The organism is Vibrio fortis, assembly GCF_000695685.1.
Classification (GTDB): domain Bacteria; phylum Pseudomonadota; class Gammaproteobacteria; order Enterobacterales; family Vibrionaceae; genus Vibrio; species Vibrio fortis_A.
The window spans coordinates 54,363-70,243 of record NZ_JFFR01000028.1; the positions used below are offsets into that span (position 1 = coordinate 54,363).

Annotated in this window: 17 protein-coding genes; 8 read left to right on the forward strand and 9 right to left on the reverse strand. The window is 45.3% G+C overall.

Going from position 1 to position 15,881, the window contains the following annotated elements; all coding sequences use genetic code 11:
* Nucleotides 1-24: 24 nt before the first annotated feature.
* The 3 genes from VFDL14_RS03595 to argR all read right to left on the reverse strand — a co-directional run bounded on the left by VFDL14_RS03595 (nucleotide 25) and on the right by argR (nucleotide 4,645).
* Nucleotides 25-2,604, reverse strand: a complete 2,580-nt coding sequence (locus tag VFDL14_RS03595) for a TRAP transporter permease (RefSeq protein ID WP_032553021.1) — start codon at nucleotides 2,602-2,604, stop codon at nucleotides 25-27.
* Between the two features lie 259 nt (nucleotides 2,605-2,863).
* Nucleotides 2,864-3,832 (reverse strand): TAXI family TRAP transporter solute-binding subunit, encoded by a 969-nt coding sequence (locus tag VFDL14_RS03590; protein ID WP_032553022.1) that lies wholly within the window; start codon nucleotides 3,830-3,832, stop codon nucleotides 2,864-2,866.
* A 342-nt stretch (nucleotides 3,833-4,174) separates the two neighbouring features.
* Entirely contained in the window at nucleotides 4,175-4,645 is a 471-nt protein-coding gene (argR, locus tag VFDL14_RS03585) for a transcriptional regulator ArgR (RefSeq protein ID WP_032553023.1), read from the reverse strand.
* Between the two features lie 331 nt (nucleotides 4,646-4,976).
* Here argR and mdh point away from each other — a divergent pair, with 331 nt between their 5' ends.
* Both mdh and VFDL14_RS03575 read left to right on the forward strand, forming a co-directional pair.
* Entirely contained in the window at nucleotides 4,977-5,912 is a 936-nt protein-coding gene (mdh, locus tag VFDL14_RS03580) for a malate dehydrogenase (protein ID WP_032553024.1), read from the forward strand.
* 122 nt (nucleotides 5,913-6,034) lie between these two features.
* Entirely contained in the window at nucleotides 6,035-6,226 is a 192-nt protein-coding gene (locus tag VFDL14_RS03575) for a hypothetical protein (RefSeq protein ID WP_032553025.1), read from the forward strand.
* A 74-nt stretch (nucleotides 6,227-6,300) separates the two neighbouring features.
* Here the strand turns inward: VFDL14_RS03575 and ispB are convergent, their stop codons facing one another.
* Nucleotides 6,301-7,272 carry an octaprenyl diphosphate synthase gene (ispB, locus tag VFDL14_RS03570; protein ID WP_032553026.1) on the reverse strand — a complete coding sequence of 324 codons (972 nt, stop codon included), beginning with the start codon at nucleotides 7,270-7,272 and terminating at the stop codon, nucleotides 6,301-6,303.
* A gap of 253 nt (nucleotides 7,273-7,525) precedes the next feature.
* Here ispB and rplU point away from each other — a divergent pair, with 253 nt between their 5' ends.
* The 6 genes from rplU (at nucleotide 7,526) to folA (ending at nucleotide 11,398) form a co-directional block, all read left to right on the forward strand.
* Entirely contained in the window at nucleotides 7,526-7,837 is a 312-nt protein-coding gene (rplU, locus tag VFDL14_RS03565; protein WP_032553027.1) for a 50S ribosomal protein L21, read from the forward strand.
* 19 nt (nucleotides 7,838-7,856) lie between these two features.
* Nucleotides 7,857-8,114 (forward strand): 50S ribosomal protein L27, encoded by a 258-nt coding sequence (gene rpmA, locus VFDL14_RS03560; protein ID WP_032553028.1) that lies wholly within the window; start codon nucleotides 7,857-7,859, stop codon nucleotides 8,112-8,114.
* A 250-nt stretch (nucleotides 8,115-8,364) separates the two neighbouring features.
* The gene (gene cgtA / locus VFDL14_RS03555) at nucleotides 8,365-9,522 is read left to right on the forward strand and encodes an Obg family GTPase CgtA (RefSeq protein WP_032553030.1); all 1,158 of its coding nucleotides are present in this window, start codon (nucleotides 8,365-8,367) and stop codon (nucleotides 9,520-9,522) included.
* A 123-nt stretch (nucleotides 9,523-9,645) separates the two neighbouring features.
* On the forward strand, nucleotides 9,646-10,413 hold the full coding sequence (locus tag VFDL14_RS03550) for a threonine/serine exporter family protein (protein ID WP_032553031.1): 768 nt from the start codon (nucleotides 9,646-9,648) through the stop codon (nucleotides 10,411-10,413).
* Nucleotides 10,395-10,880 carry a threonine/serine exporter family protein gene (locus VFDL14_RS03545; protein WP_032553032.1) on the forward strand — a complete coding sequence of 162 codons (486 nt, stop codon included), beginning with the start codon at nucleotides 10,395-10,397 and terminating at the stop codon, nucleotides 10,878-10,880. Before VFDL14_RS03550 ends, VFDL14_RS03545 begins: the two co-directional genes overlap by 19 nt.
* Before the next feature lie 38 nt (nucleotides 10,881-10,918).
* Nucleotides 10,919-11,398: a type 3 dihydrofolate reductase gene (folA, locus tag VFDL14_RS03540; protein ID WP_032553033.1), complete on the forward strand. Its 480-nt coding sequence runs from the start codon at nucleotides 10,919-10,921 to the stop codon at nucleotides 11,396-11,398.
* Nucleotides 11,399-11,462: 64 nt separating this feature from the next.
* Here folA and VFDL14_RS03535 read toward each other — a convergent pair whose 3' ends face one another.
* The 5 genes from VFDL14_RS03535 to surA all read right to left on the reverse strand — a co-directional run bounded on the left by VFDL14_RS03535 (nucleotide 11,463) and on the right by surA (nucleotide 15,844).
* Nucleotides 11,463-12,266: a symmetrical bis(5'-nucleosyl)-tetraphosphatase gene (locus VFDL14_RS03535; RefSeq protein WP_032553034.1), complete on the reverse strand. Its 804-nt coding sequence runs from the start codon at nucleotides 12,264-12,266 to the stop codon at nucleotides 11,463-11,465.
* Nucleotides 12,267-12,296: 30 nt separating this feature from the next.
* Nucleotides 12,297-12,677 (reverse strand): Co2+/Mg2+ efflux protein ApaG, encoded by a 381-nt coding sequence (gene apaG / locus VFDL14_RS03530; protein WP_032553035.1) that lies wholly within the window; start codon nucleotides 12,675-12,677, stop codon nucleotides 12,297-12,299.
* Nucleotides 12,678-12,757: 80 nt separating this feature from the next.
* Nucleotides 12,758-13,573 (reverse strand): 16S rRNA (adenine(1518)-N(6)/adenine(1519)-N(6))-dimethyltransferase RsmA, encoded by an 816-nt coding sequence (gene rsmA, locus VFDL14_RS03525; RefSeq protein WP_032553036.1) that lies wholly within the window; start codon nucleotides 13,571-13,573, stop codon nucleotides 12,758-12,760.
* Entirely contained in the window at nucleotides 13,570-14,559 is a 990-nt protein-coding gene (pdxA, locus tag VFDL14_RS03520) for a 4-hydroxythreonine-4-phosphate dehydrogenase PdxA (protein WP_032553037.1), read from the reverse strand. Before pdxA ends, rsmA begins: the two co-directional genes overlap by 4 nt.
* A complete protein-coding gene (gene surA / locus VFDL14_RS03515; RefSeq protein ID WP_032553039.1) occupies nucleotides 14,549-15,844 on the reverse strand; it encodes a peptidylprolyl isomerase SurA in 1,296 nt (431 codons plus the stop codon). Before surA ends, pdxA begins: the two co-directional genes overlap by 11 nt.
* Between the last annotated feature and the right edge of the window lie 37 nt (nucleotides 15,845-15,881).

Consider the following 15,881-nt stretch of genomic DNA (forward strand, 5'->3'; position numbering starts at 1 on the left):
TTGGAGCACTCTCACTTCCCATTGTTACGCGCTAATCTCATCCTTACGAGCACGTCTTCTTTGGTTCATACCTAAGCCAATGAGGATCAGTAGAGTCGGAACAAATACCCACTCTTTCATTGGTCGGTCAGCATCTTGAATGATGGACTTAATTTCCCAGTCAAAATCGATACCAGCCGCTTCAGCAGGGCTGCCAAACTCAACCATGTCGACAATCATCTTGCCGTCAGCTTCGGTTAGCATAAGACCCATTGATGAGATACGCTCTTCAGCAGTTGCTGCCTTGTCATCAAATGGCAGACGAACCGTCTTCTCTGAGTAATCGCCTTCTAGGTTCTCACCACCGACTCTTAGTTCGATAGATTGTCCTACATTTAGTTGCTCAGTAACTTGCGCAATCTCAACACCAGGTGAAAGAACTTTCGCTGGGTAGATCATGTCCCACCAGAAACCCGGACGGAAGAAAGAGAAGGTAAGCACAAGTAAGAGTACCGTTTCCCACCATTTGTTCTTAGTGAACCACCAACCTTGCGTCGCTGCAGAGAAGATCAACATCGCTGCTACCGATGAGAAGATCGTCAGCGCTAAATGCCACCATGAATCAATGCCCATCAATAGTAGTTGGGTATTGAAGATGAACATGAACGGCAAGATCGCAGTACGGATATCGTAGGTAAAGCCTTGAATACCAGTACGGATTGGATCTGACTTAGCAATCGCTGCGGCTGCAAAGGCTGCTAGGCCAACTGGCGGTGTATCATCGGCTAGGATACCGAAGTAGAACACGAACAGGTGAACCGCAATCAATGGAATGATCAGGCCGTGTGCTGCACCTAGAGTTACGATTACCGGCGCCATTAGCGTCGAAACAACAATGTAGTTCGCTGTTGTTGGTAGACCCATACCTAGAATCAAGCTAATTACCGCAGTAAACAGCAGCATGAGTAGGATGCTACCACCTGAGATAAACTCAACGAAGTCAGTCATAACCAGACCGATACCAGTAAGTGTTACTACACCTACCACTGTACCAGCTGCGGCAGTAGCAACACCGATACCGATCATGTTACGCGCGCCTGAAACCAATGCTTCCGCTAGATCGATAAAGCCTTCTTTTGTTTGAGCCGCAAGATCGTCAGACTTGTTCATCATCGCCATCAATGGACGTTGAGTCACCAAGATGAAGATCATAAACACGGTTGCCCAGAATGCTGATAGACCTGGAGAGAAGCGCTCAACCGTCAGACACCATACTAGAACCACGATAGGTAATAGGTAGTGTAGACCTGACTTGATGGTTGGGCCTGGATCCGGTACTTCCGTTAGGTTCTCGTCGATTTCGATACCGCCCTCTTCAGCGTATTTTGCTGAGATGCGAACCAAACCAAGGTAAGAGAGAAGTAGGGCTACTGTTACGATAGGAGTCGCAGCCGCACCAAACACATCTTTCGTCCAACCAACACCGTAGTAAACCACAGCACTGATAATACATAGACCTAAAATCGTGCCAGTGAACGACAGTAGGCTTTGAACCACAGTTGGTGTGTGACGACGAGGAAGACCTGTCATGCCCGCTTTACACGCTTCTAAGTGAACGATGTAAATCAGAGCGATGTAAGAGATAAGTGCTGGTAGTAGTGCCGCTTTGATAACCTCAACGTAAGAGATACCCACGTATTCCACCATTAAGAATGCAGCTGCACCCATGATTGGCGGAGTCAGTTGACCATTGGTTGAAGCCGCTACTTCTACAGCACCTGCTTTAGTACCTGGGAAGCCAACACGCTTCATCAATGGAATCGTGAAGGTACCTGTGGTTACTACGTTAGCAATCGACGAGCCAGAAACAAGACCAGATAGTCCCGAAGCCACAACAGCAGCTTTTGCAGGGCCGCCTTTCATGTGACCAAGCAGTGAGAATGCAACTTTGATGAAGTAAGCACCTGCACCCGCACGCTCTAGCATCGCACCAAATAGTACGAACAAGAATACGAATGAGGTAGAAACACCCAGAGCAACACCAAATACACCTTCAGTCGTTAGCCATAGATGCGACATTGCTTTGTTAAGACTTGCACCTTTGTGTGCAATCACGTCTGGCATGTATGGACCGCCGAACGTGTACAGCAGGAATACAGCTGCAACCACCATAAGTGGTGGACCAAGTGCACGTCGTGTCGCTTCCAGTAGCAGTACCATACCGGTTACCGCTGCCACAATATCAAAAGTCGTCGGAGCGCCTGAACGGCCAGCCAGTTCCGTATAGAAAATGTAGATATAAGCAGCAGAGAAACTACCAGCAAGCGCCAATACCCAATCAAGAGCTGGTATATAGTCGCGAGGAGAATTCTTTAGTGCTGGGTAAGCAGTAAATGCAAGAAAGATAGCAAACGTGAGGTGGATAGCACGCGCTTGAGTATCGTTCAATACAGCGAAGTCAAAAATAAACGGTAGCGGAGATGCATACCAAAGTTGGAACAATGACCAACATAGCGGCACAAACCATAGAATACGACCTTGCATGCCGCTCGGGCTACGTGCTCCAGTGTCTGATTGTGCCACCATTTCTTGCACATCAGAAGACGGTGATGTTGTCTGCGTCATGTACTTTATCCTTATTATTGATGGTCTAGCCTTTTCGCATGTCACAGCGATACGTAATTTTTCTTCCTATCTAGTGTAGTGAACTGACAAGAAAATGCGTTTTTGATCGACTGTGTCTTAGGCTTGATACGAAGGTAAGTTCTCCAATTTGGAGAGACTTAAAAGTTTGTCTCTTTTCACTTAGGTTCTTTTTATAAAGCGTGAAAAGCCAATAAGGAGGGCTCGCCTCCTTATTGGATAGAGTAGGTTTGAAGATGGATTACTTCAGAAGACCCACTTCTTTGTAGTATTTTTCAGCACCTGGGTGTAGAGGGATAGAAAGACCAGCTTGTACCATGTCCTCTTTCTTCAGGTTTGCAAATGCAGGGTGAAGACGTTTGAACGTGTCAAAGTTTTCAAATACTGCTTTTGCTACGTTGTAAGCAACATCGTCTGATACGTCAGTCGTTGTTACCATAGTTGCTGCTACACCGAAGCTGTTTACGTCAGCATCTGTACCGCGGTACATACCTGCAGGTACTGTGCTGTATGCGTAGTATGGGTTCTCAGCAACGATCTTGTCGATTTGAGGACCAGTTGCAGATACTAGCTTAGCGTCACAAGATGTTGTTGCTTCTTTGATTGAACCGTTCGGGTGACCAACCATGTAGATGAATGCATCAATCTTGTTATCACAAAGTGCTTGAGAACGCTCAGAACCTTTTAGTTCAGACGCTAGCTTGAAGCTATCGTTAGTCCAACCCATAGCGTCCATTACAACACCCATAGTTGCACGGTCACCAGAACCTGGGTTACCAATGTTTACGCGCTTACCTGCTAGGTCAGCTACGCCATTGATGCCTGAGTCTGTGCGAGCAATGATGTTGAACGGTTCTGTGTGTAGAGAGAACATAGCGCGTAGTTTTTTGTACTCGCCTTGATCTTTGAACTTACTTGTACCGTTGTAACCGTGGTATTGCCAGTCCGATTGAACAACACCGAAATCCAGTTCACCAGCACGGATAGTGTTAACGTTGTAGATTGAACCACCAGTCGATTCTACAGAACAACGGATGTTGTGGTCTTTGCGGCCTTTGTTCACTAGTTTACAAATCGCACCACCTGTAGGGTAGTAAACACCCGTTACAGAACCAGTACCGATTGTGATGAACTCTTGAGCGTTAGCTGCGCCAGCGCCCATTACAGCAGCTGCAATCGCACCAACTTTAAGAAGTTTGGTAAATGCCATGAATTTCCCTTCCTTTATTCATTATTAACCCTGAAACAAGTGTAGTTGCTTCTGGAGTTTCCTCTTTGGAAACGGCACCTTTTTCAATCCATGTGATGAAAAAGTGGCTGAATAATATCAAAAAATTGGCAGTAAATTACTCGAATGTTAAAACTTATAGCGAAAAAATCTAAATATTGATGCACTAATATAACGTTTTATTTGCAACTAGATTTTTTAAAATCAAATAGTTATGTGGTTTTGAGTGGTTAAAGATGGATATTTCAGGATGTGAGATGGATCACGAACTTGATAGGTGTTCATGATCCATTCGTATGGGTAATGTTTATGAAACTTCAGACATTATCCAGCGTATTCAAACAGTTCACATACAGATTCAAATAGCTGCTTGGTTGTGACTGCCAGAGTTGGGGTAATAAAGATAGTATCATCGCCAGCCACCACGCCTAGGATGCCTTCAGACTTACCTAGAGAGTCTAATAGGCGAGCAATTAGCTGCGCTGCACCAGGGCCTGTGTGTATAACAACCAACGCATTGTTGTGGTCAATATCTAGTACTAACTCTCTGAGTGAGCTAGAAACTGTAGGAACGCCTAATTCAGCTGGAAGACAGTAAACCATCTCCATTTTTGCATTACGAGTTCGAACAGCGCCAAACTTAGTTAACATACGCGAGACTTTCGATTGGTTGATGCTCTCAAAGCCTTCGTGCTTGAGTGCGTCGACAATCTCACCTTGAGAGCCAAAGCGCTCTTCTTTTAGTAAAGCTTTAAAAGCGCGAACTAAGTTGTCTTGTTTTTCGGTATTGCGCATATGTCTTCTTATTTCTTAACAAATCTATTTGCATATTCTCGCATACATATTCAGTTTTAGCCAAAATATCCAGACAATTTGTTAGTCATATCACTGTAAATATTAAATGGAATAATATGCCATTAATGACGATTTGCTTTGTTATTTCAGTGAATTATTCACATAATACAAACTCGCTGTGTAGCACGGTTTTATTGACTTGCGCGAGGTCGCAAAGCTGACGTTAATTGATTGTAATCACTTTGTGATTATTATAGTTTTTGAACTTAAATTAGCTCACAAATCACCCTACTAAGAACTTATAAGAGAAAATCTCTCAAGGAGAATAACAATGAAAGTAGCTGTTATTGGTGCCGCTGGTGGCATCGGTCAAGCCCTAGCCCTATTACTTAAGAACCGCCTACCTGCAGGTTCTGATCTTGCTCTTTACGATATCGCTCCAGTAACACCGGGTGTTGCTGCGGACCTTAGCCATATCCCAACGCCAGTTTCGATCAAAGGATACGCGGGTGAAGATCCAACTCCAGCACTAGAAGGCGCTGATGTGGTTCTTATCTCTGCGGGTGTTGCACGTAAGCCAGGTATGGATCGTGCGGATCTTTTCAATGTAAACGCGGGTATTGTTAAGTCTCTAGCTGAAAAAATCGCGGTTGTATGTCCAAAAGCTTGTGTTGGTATCATCACTAACCCAGTAAACACGACTGTGCCAATCGCTGCTGAAGTTCTTAAGAAAGCGGGCGTTTACGACAAGCGTCGTCTATTCGGTGTGACTACTCTAGATGTTATTCGTTCTGAAACATTTGTTGCTGAGCTAAAAGACAAAGATCCAGGCGACATCCGTGTACCAGTTATCGGTGGTCACTCTGGCGTAACGATTCTTCCACTACTTTCACAAGTAGAAGGTGTAGAGTTTACTGACGAAGAGATCGCAGCACTGACTACACGTATCCAAAACGCAGGTACTGAAGTAGTAGAAGCGAAAGCGGGCGGCGGTAGTGCAACACTATCTATGGGCCAAGCAGCTTGTCGCTTCGGTCTAGCTCTTGTTAAAGCACTTCAAGGTGAAGAAGGCGTAATCGAGTGTGCATACGTTGAAGGTGAAGGCGAGCACGCACCATTCTTCGCACAGCCTGTGAAACTTGGCAAAGAAGGCGCAGAAGCTATCCTAAGCTACGGTGAGCTAAGTGACTTCGAGCGCAATGCACTAGACAGCATGCTAGAAACTCTAAATGGCGACATCGAAATCGGTGTTGAATTTGCTAAATAAGCGCATTTAGATTGTTTGAATTCAAAAGCCGTTCTGATGAGCGGCTTTTTTGATCTCGGCTTTTGATCTTTGTTTGCTAAAGGCTCGTATTTCTCGTTGAAATAGAAAGCCGAGGGTAGGGTATGAGTCGAGTACAAAAAGGGATGCATGTCGAGTATTTGGGGAGCTTGGGAAAGGTCTTAGTGATTGATGAGCAAGAGCAAACCGCTTTGGTTGAGTCCTATCACACCCATGAGCAATATGCGGTGCCTCTTGAGGAGCTAGAGGCGATTGACGCACAACTCCCGCTCTCATTAGAGTCTAGCCGTTACTAAGCGCCCACAAACTAAAAAAGAGCCTCTACGGCTCTTTTTTGTTTATCTGACGAATTGCCAGTTGCACTTAATGACTACTTGCTGCGTTTTACAGCTAGGTGAGCCAGTGTTGTCAGTGCTTGCTTGTATTCTGAATCTGGAAGTACAGACAGCTCTGCAATCGCTTTGTCAGCCTCTTCGTAAGCCTTCTGCGTGGTGTACTCTAGAGATCCTGTCGCTTTCATCGCTGCAAGAATATCGTCAAGCTTCTCCATGCCGTTAGAGTGCTCAATCGCTTCGCGAATCATACTTGCTTGTTCTGGTGTACCGTTGTGCATGGCGTAAAGCAGTGGCAGAGTTGGCTTACCTTCTGCAAGGTCATCACCCACGTTCTTACCCATCTCTTTACCATCAGCGGTGTAGTCCATAACATCGTCAATCAACTGGAAAGCAGTACCAAGGTATTTACCGTAGTTCTGCATTGCCGTTTCGACTTCAGGTGACGATTCAGTCAGGATTGCGCCAATTTGTGTCGCTGCTTCAAACAGACGTGCAGTTTTCGAGTAGATCACCTGCATGTAGCTTTCTTCAGTGGTGTTTGGATCGTTGCAGTTCATTAATTGCTGAACTTCACCTTCCGCGATCACATTTACCGCTTCACTCATGAGTTCAAGGATCCTTAGTGATCCTAGCTTTGTCATCATTTGGAATGAACGAGTGTAAATAAAGTCGCCAACTAGAACGCTGGCTGCATTACCAAAGGCTGCATTCGCCGTTGCTTTACCGCGACGCATGTCCGATTCATCAACCACGTCATCATGCAATAACGTTGCTGTATGGATGAATTCGATAAAGGCTGCAGAGGTGATATGAGCTTCACCTTGATAGCCAAGAGCACGAGCTGATAAAAGAGCAAGCAAAGGGCGAAGGCGCTTGCCGCCACCGCTCACGATATAGAAACCAAGTTGGTTGATTAAACTTACGTCAGAATTAAGTTGGGCTTGAATTGTTTCATTCACTTTTGCCATATCATTGGCAGTAAGCGCTTGGATAGCTTTAAAATCCATTGTTCATCCGGCTAAAGTTAGACCCTGTAAGGCTTATACGTTGTATTAATTGTTGAATAATACACTAAAAAACGTTGATTAATACATCGCTTAAGGGCATGATTGCCGCACTTTTCTTTGGCGAACAGGTTTTCGCCAATTTTTTAAAAATATGGCTTGTCAAAGGCGTATCTTCTCTGTAGAATCTGCGCCCTATTGATGATTAGTTTAGCGCACACCCAAATGAGGCTGTGCGGAAAAAGCGGAGTAAAATATGTACGCTGTTTTCCAATCTGGTGGTAAACAACACCGTGTAAGCGAAGGTCAAACTCTTCGTTTAGAGAAATTAGACGTTGAAACTGGTGCAACTGTTGAATTTGATAAAGTTCTTCTTGTTGCTAACGGTGAAGAAATCACTGTTGGTGCACCTCTTGTTGAAGGTGGTAAGGTTACTGCGGAAGTAGTACAACACGGTCGTGGCGATAAAGTTAAAATCGTTAAGTTCCGTCGTCGTAAGCACTCTCGTAAGCAAGCTGGCCACCGTCAGTGGTTCACTGAAGTGAAAATCACTGGCATTAACGCTTAAGTTATAGGAGAGTTTAACAATGGCACACAAAAAAGCTGGCGGTTCTACTCGTAACGGCCGCGATTCAGAAAGCAAACGTCTTGGTGTAAAGCGTTTCGGTGGTGAATCTGTTCTTGCAGGTAACATCATCGTTCGTCAACGTGGTACTAAGTTCCACGCTGGTACTAACGTAGGTATCGGTAAAGACCACACTCTTTTCGCTCTTACTGAAGGTAAAGTGAAATTTGAAGTGAAAGGTCCTAAAAACCGTAAATTCGTTAGCATCGATTCTGAGTAATTTCTCAGTCTCAAGATGAATTTAAAAGCCCTGCCGTTAGGCGGGGTTTTTTATTTATAGTGAGATTAAAAATTAAAGCGAGAATAAAAAAGCAGGCGCTCTTGTTACGTGTACAGCAAAGAACCCCTCCTTATTTGTTCCTTAGTTGCAGATAGACCCTAGATCTTAGGTGATCGATCTAAATACGGATCTGCTAGAATTTATATCATTCTTTAATGAGTGGTACGCAACGCAAAGTGCGGAGTTAAAAATGAAATTCGTTGATGAAGCGGTAGTAAAAGTAGAAGCCGGTGATGGTGGTAATGGTACAGTAAGTTTTTGGCGCGAGAAATTCGTAGCTAAAGGCGGCCCTGACGGCGGTGATGGCGGTGACGGTGGTGATGTTTACATCCAAGCGGATGAAAACCTGAACACACTGATCGATTACCGTTTCCAACGTTTTTACAATGCAGAGCGTGGTGAGAATGGCCGCGGTGGTAACTGTACCGGTAAGCGTGGTAAAGACATCACATTGAAAGTGCCAGTAGGTACTCGTGCCGTTGATATCCACACTAATGAAATTGTGGCTGAAGTTGCTGAGCACGGCAAAAAAGTAATGGTAGCTAAAGGTGGTTGGCACGGTCTTGGTAACACACGTTTTAAATCGTCTGTTAACCGAGCTCCTCGTCAAAAGACCATGGGTACTAAGGGTGAGGTTCGTGAACTTCGTCTAGAATTACTGCTGCTTGCTGATGTAGGTATGCTAGGTCTACCAAATGCAGGTAAGTCTACCTTCATTCGTTCTGTTTCTGCAGCGAAACCAAAAGTAGCGGATTACCCGTTTACAACACTTATCCCAAGCCTGGGTGTAGTGAGTGTGGTTCCTGAGAAGAGCTTCGTGGTTGCCGATATCCCTGGTCTGATTGAAGGCGCAGCGGATGGTGCTGGTCTTGGTATTCGTTTCTTGAAGCACCTTGAGCGTTGTCGTGTGCTACTGCACATGATCGATATCATGCCAATTGATCAATCGGATCCAATTCAGAATGCACTAACGATCATCGACGAGCTTGAACAGTACAGCGAAAAAGTGGCTCAGAAGCCTCGCTGGTTAGTGTTCAATAAAGTTGATCTAATGCCTGAAGAAGAAGCGCAAGAGAAGATCCAAGAGATTATTGATGCTCTAGGTTGGGAAGGCGAATACTTCCAAATCTCTGCTGTGAACAAGCTAGGCACCAAAGATCTTTGCTATAAGCTAGCTGACTTCATGGAAAATCTACCTCGTGAAGAGGAAGAAGTAACTGAAGAAGAGAAAGTCGACTTCATGTGGGATGATTACCACAAAGACGCGATGAGCGGCAAAGATGTCGTGACTGACGACGATTGGGACGACGAAGAAGATGACGGTCACGTTATCTACGTTCGTGACTAATTGAGCCAATTAAGTAAAAACCGCAATTAATATTGCGGTTTTTTTGTATCTAAATCATGAATCGATGATGATGAATCAGGCAAAATTTACCTCTTAAGTATTAACGCCAATGGGAAGGAAATCATGGCATCAAAACAACGAGCGATATCAAGGTTGGTCGCTCAATCTGGACAAATGTTATTAGCACACGGTGCCGAGAGCACCTTAGTGGGAGACATCATGCGTCGCATAGGCATTGCGTGTGGTGTTGATGAGGTGGAAGTTGCTCTGTCCGCCAATGCGCTAGTGGTTACGACAGTTATGGGTGATCACTGTATCACCACCACTCGAAGCTGTGCTGATCGCGGTATCAATATGCGGGTGATCACAGATATCCAGCGTATTTGCATCATGATGGAAAAAGGAATTCTGGATTCTGACCTAGCCCAGAGGAAGATTAATGAAATCAGCCCTGAGCGCTATAATCGCTGGCTAGTCGTGGTGATGATAGGGTTATCTTGTGCTTCATTTAGCCGTTTAGCTGGGGGCGATTGGCATGTATTTATGATGACTTTTATCGCGTCTGCTTGCGGCATGGTTGTTCGCCAAGAGATCGGTCATCGACACTTTAACCCTCTTCTGAATTTTGCCGTTACGGCCTTCGTGACCACGGCTATTTCCGCTCAAGCTGTCCTGTTTGATATCGGTGGCCAACCAACTATCGTCATGGCTTCTTCGGTATTGATGCTGGTACCCGGCTTTCCTTTGATTAACTCAGTTGCCGATATGCTTAAAGGCCACATCAATATGGGACTTGCTCGCTTTACGATGGCGAGTTTACTGACGCTGGCGACCAGCCTTGGCATTGTGGCTGCAATGAGCTTGTCTGGTGTATGGGGGTGGGCTGGATAATGTTAGAGTTATTATTTGGTTTAGCTAATGATATGTTTTTTGCGGCCATTCCTGCCGTTGGTTTTGCGCTAGTATTCAATGTTCCGCAGCGAGCACTTGTTTATTGCGCGCTGGGTGGAGCCATTGGCCACGGGAGTCGCTATTTAATGATGCACTTCGGTGTACCTATCGAGTGGGCGACCTTCTTTGCTGCAACCCTTGTCGGCATGATAGGTGTCCATTGGTCGCACAAACTGCTGGCTCACCCTAAGGTGTTTACGGTTGCTGCTCTCATCCCAATGGTTCCGGGTGTCTTTGCTTTTAAGGCGATGATTGCCATGGTTGAGATTAACAATATGGGCTATACGCCAGAGCTAGTGGCTATGTTGATGGAGAACTTCCTCAAAGCGATGTTTATAATCGCGGGGTTAGCGATTGGCTTAGCAGTGCCTGGGCTGTTATTCTACCGCCGTAGACCTATCGTTTAGCAAACATTAACCCAATTCAGAGTAGGACCTCAGTAGATATGATCATCAGTATGATAGCGGCAATGGCAGACAATCGTGTTATTGGTAAAGACAATCAAATGCCTTGGCACCTTCCCGCTGACTTTGCGTGGTTTAAACGTTCGACAATGGGTAAACCGATTGTTATGGGACGTAAAACTTATGACTCTATTGGCCGTCCGTTACCTGGCCGCTTGAACATCGTGGTGAGCCGTGATGAAACCTTGGAAATTGATGGTGTCACTATGGCGACTTCTGTTGAGCAAGCTTTAGAGTTGGTCGGTGATGTGGAAGAGGTGATGATCATTGGTGGTGGCTCTATCTATGCGCATTGCCTACCAAAAGCAGATAAACTGTACCTCACTTATATTGATTTAGCTGTCGATGGCGATACTCAATTCCCAGATTGGGGAGAGGGTTGGACGCAAAGCTATTCAGAAACATTTAAGGCAGATGACAAGAACAAGCATGATATGGAGTTTGTGATTCTCGAGCGCTAAGGTCTAAAGTGTGTAAATGCTTGCGCTATCTCACCAGTAGCGCAAGTTTCTCGTATCTCGTTTTTTATAGCGCTCTCTGTGTGAAGAATTTCTTATCTTCCCAGCGCAAGATGGTGAGCTCTCCCCCCCATACACACCCGGTATCCAAGCCAATGACATCCTTGCCTTGATAACCTTCCAGTGCCGCCCAGTGGCCAAACAGTACCGTTTTATCGAGCTGTTTACGCTGTGGTAGGTTAAACCAAGGAATAAACTGGTTATCTGATACCTCTTTTGGTGGGAGTTTACATCCCATATCCAAACGCCCATCTGGGAAGCAAAAACGCATGCGGGTAAAGCTGTTAATGGCATAGCGGTAGCGTTCGATTTTTTCTAAATCCTTGCTCCAGAGATCGGGAGTGTTGCTGTACATATTCTCGATCAGCCACGGCCATTTGTCTGACTGGAGGAGTTTGCTTATCTTGTCGCTCTCTTTACGAGCGCGCTTTAGGCTCCATTGAGGTGAAATACCAGCATGAGCCATCACAAATTCATCGTGCTCTTGCATTAGTGGCTGTTGTCGCAACCAGCTCAGTAGCTCTTCTCTATCTGATGCGTCTAGAATCGGTTGAGTCTTGTCTTTCGCTTTAGCTGGGAATAAGCCTTGAGACACAGCAAGTAAATGTAAGTCATGGTTACCTAACACCACCTTTGCAGAGCTGCCAAGATCGCGGATATATCTCAGTGTTTCTAATGACTTGGGTCCACGAGCGACCAAGTCTCCCGCCACCCATAAGGTGTCTGTGCTCAGGTTGAATTGGATCTGTTCAAGAAGCTGCTCAAATTCATCAAAGCAGCCTTGGATATCTCCGACAATATAATTCGGCACGTTATTTCCTGTTAAATCAATAGGGGAGGGTTAGTTAAGGATATTAGGGATAGCCAAGCGAAACGGTTCAATCTCAGCAATAAATTCTGCCCCTTTACTGTCGGTCATGACGTAATGTCCTTGCATCACACCAACAGGGGTCTCGATGACAGTCCCACTGGTGTAAGTGTATTCGTCACTGGACTCAATCACTGGTTGCTGACCAACGACACCATCTCCCTCAATAGAGAGTTGTTTTCCGTTAGAGTCGGTGATCAACCATCGTCTAGAGAGCAGTTGAACGGTCTCTTGGCTGAGGTTTTTGATTGTAATGATGTAGGCGAAGACGTAGCGGTTCTTAGTCGGCTCTGATTGGTCTTCTATGTATTTAGAGTGGACTTGGCACTTAATACAAGGCGTTGATACATCCATATTCGCACCTTTTTGTTATCGTTCAATCTAGAGTATTACATAAAAAAGAGGCTCCTAACCGTAGCTAGGAGCCTTTTTATTTATTTTGTCGCGTTGTGGTTATCGTATAACCAGTTCGCCATATCCACGAATTGCACCAGAGTGAGGTTTTCTGGACGCATGCTCGGGTTGATATCCAACTCTTCCAGAACTTCTTTGCTGATCAAAGATTTGTAGCAATTGCGGACCGTTTTACGACGTTGGTTAAAGCCTTCACGACATACGCGGTCTAACCACTTCAGGTCTTTAGCTGGGTATGGAAGCTCTTCATATGGCTGAAGACGAACCACTGCCGAATCTACTTTCGGTGGCGGAACGAACGCTGTTGGTGGTACTTCAAGTACAGGCGTTACTTTACAGTAGTACTGAGCCATAACCGTCAAACGGCCGTAAGCTTTGCTACCTGGTCCCGCTGCTAGACGGTTTACCACTTCTTTCTGAAGCATAAAGTGCATGTCTTTAATGTCTTTATGGAACTCAAAAAGGTGGAACATTAACGGCGTAGAAATGTTGTACGGTAGGTTACCGAAGATACGCAGTTTGTTGTTTGGCTTAACGAGCTGATCAAAGTCGAACTTCATCGCATCGCCTTCGTGGATCGTCAGCTTATCCGCCAGGTCTGGATGAGTGCGTAGGCGCTCTGCTAGATCTCTATCGAGCTCAATCACGGTGAATTTATCAACCAGTTTGCCAACTGGCTCTGTAATTGCACCTAGACCTGGGCCAATTTCTACTAGGTTTTGGCCTGGTAGTGGGTTAATGCTCGATACGATCCCGTCAATAATATACGGATCGTTTAGGAAGTTTTGACCAAAACGTTTACGCGCTTTGTGCCCTAAGTGGACATCATTTCTCATTGCTTTTTCTCTACTAATTCAATGGCGTGCGTGAGCGCTGTTCTAAAGCTCCCTGTATCAGCTTGGCCTTTCCCTGCCAAATCTAAGGCGGTGCCATGATCGACCGATGTACGAATAAATGGCAAGCCAAGCGTGATATTCACTGAGCGACCAAAGCCTTTGTATTTTAGTACAGGCAGAACTTGGTCGTGATACATACCTAAAACAGCATCTGCATCTTGCAAATATTTTTCATTGAAAATGGTGTCTGCTGGTAATGGACCAATCAGGTTTATGCCATCTTCTCGGCGAATTTTTTCGAGCGTTGGAGTGATGGTTTCAATTTCTTCACGTCCTAAACAGCCATCTTCGCCGGCATGTGGGTTTAGTCCACATACATAAATGTTAGGTTTCTCAATCGCAAATTTCTCAACGAGATCTCTATTTAGAATTTCGATGATTTGCGCAAGTCTGTCTTCGGTGACGGCTTGGGAAACATAGGCTAAAGGAATATGCGTTGTGACAAGTGCAACACGTAATCCTTCAGTTGCCAACATCATTACAACTAATGGTGTGTTGGACTTCTCAGCAAAGAACTCAGTGTGACCGCTAAAAGCGACCCCAGCACGGTTAATCACTCCCTTATGAACAGGGCCGGTGACAATAGCATCAAATTCATTATTCATACAGCCTATTGCGGCAGTTTCTAATGTATTTAATACATAATGACCATTAGCTTCGTTGAGCGTGCCAGCAATTGTGGGTTCTGCCATTGGAATATGGTTAACCACTAAGGTTCCGGCTTGCTGAGGTTGAGGTGCATCGTCACTTTTGTAGTCGAGTAGCTCAACATCTAAATTGAGGAGCTTTGCACGCTCAGCCAGCATTTGTTTATCTGCACACACCACTAATTGATGTGGCCAGCTCTCTTGAGATAGAGCCAGTACTAAATCTGGACCGATACCGGCAGGTTCACCCGCCGTTACCGCAATTCTTCTAGTTGTCATCTTGCTCTTCCTCAACCATCTCTACAAAAGCACTTGCGCGAATCTCTTGTAGCCAAGCGCCAGCCTCTTCATTGAACTTACGGTTGAATAGAATCTGGTAAGCCTTGTTTTTAAGTGCTGAATCCGTGCGGTCTACTTCGCGGCGGTCAAGAACTTCAACAATGTGCCAGCCGTGAACGGTTTTAAATGGTGCACTGATATCGCCTTCTGGAAGGGTCTCAACTTGGTGTTTAAACTCTGGTACATACAGGTCTGGAGTCTGGTAGCCCAGTTCGCCGTTTTGAACTGCTGAGCCCGGGTCTTGGCTATATTGCTGTGCCAATTCACCAAAGGTCGCTTCACCTGCTTGCACGCGACTCGTGATGTCGAGTAGTAGTTCTTGCGCACCTTCATCGCTCAAGATAACCGTTGGCTTTACTAGGATGTGTCGCGCATTTACTTCGGTAACTGCAACAGTTTCAAGACCTTTCACATCTTCGATTTTTAGAATATGGAAGCCTACACCACTTCGGAACGGGCCAATGATGCTGCCTTTATTCTGAAGTTTGATTTGGTCTGCAAAGATTGTTGGCATCTCTTCTTTACGCATCCAACCCCAATCACCGCCTTGCAGTGCTTTAGGACCTTTTGAGTAAGTGTAGGCCATGGTGCTGAAATCTTTGCCTGAGTTCAGTTCTTCAACAAGCTCATTGGCTTGTGCTTCTAGCTCTTCTTTGGTCTGGTCATCGTTAAAACGAAGCTGGATGTGGCCAATTTTGTATTGAACCGTTGCATTGGTTTCTTGCGCTAGGATGTCTGCTAGGTTGTCGACTTCCGCTGGTAGGATATTGATTCGACGACGTACCAGAGCGTTTCGTGCTTCGCTCGCGGCAATCTCTTTTCTTACCTGTTCGCGGAACGCGTTGTAGCTCAGACCTTCTTCAGCGACAGAAGCGGTAAGTTGTTCTACGGTCTGATTGTTGTCTTTAGCGATGCCAGCGATAGCTTGATCAAGGCGGCTATCATCGATACGTACACCAATGCGTTCTGCTTCTTGAGTTTGAATGGTGTCGATGATCAGCTTCTCTAATACCTGATCCTTTAGCACTTCTTGAGAAGGCAATGTTTGTCCGCTTTTCTTAGCATTAGCACGCAGTGTTTTCATCGAGGTGTCGATGTCACTTTGTAGGATAACGCCTTCGTTTACGATGACTTTTACTTTGTCTAGCTCAACAGGAGCTGCGTGGCTTACTGAAAAAGTACAAGCCGTAGCAAGCGCGATTAGTGTGTGTTTCCACAGTGTCATGTGTTGTCCTTTCTATTTATCGGTTAAACACCAATAA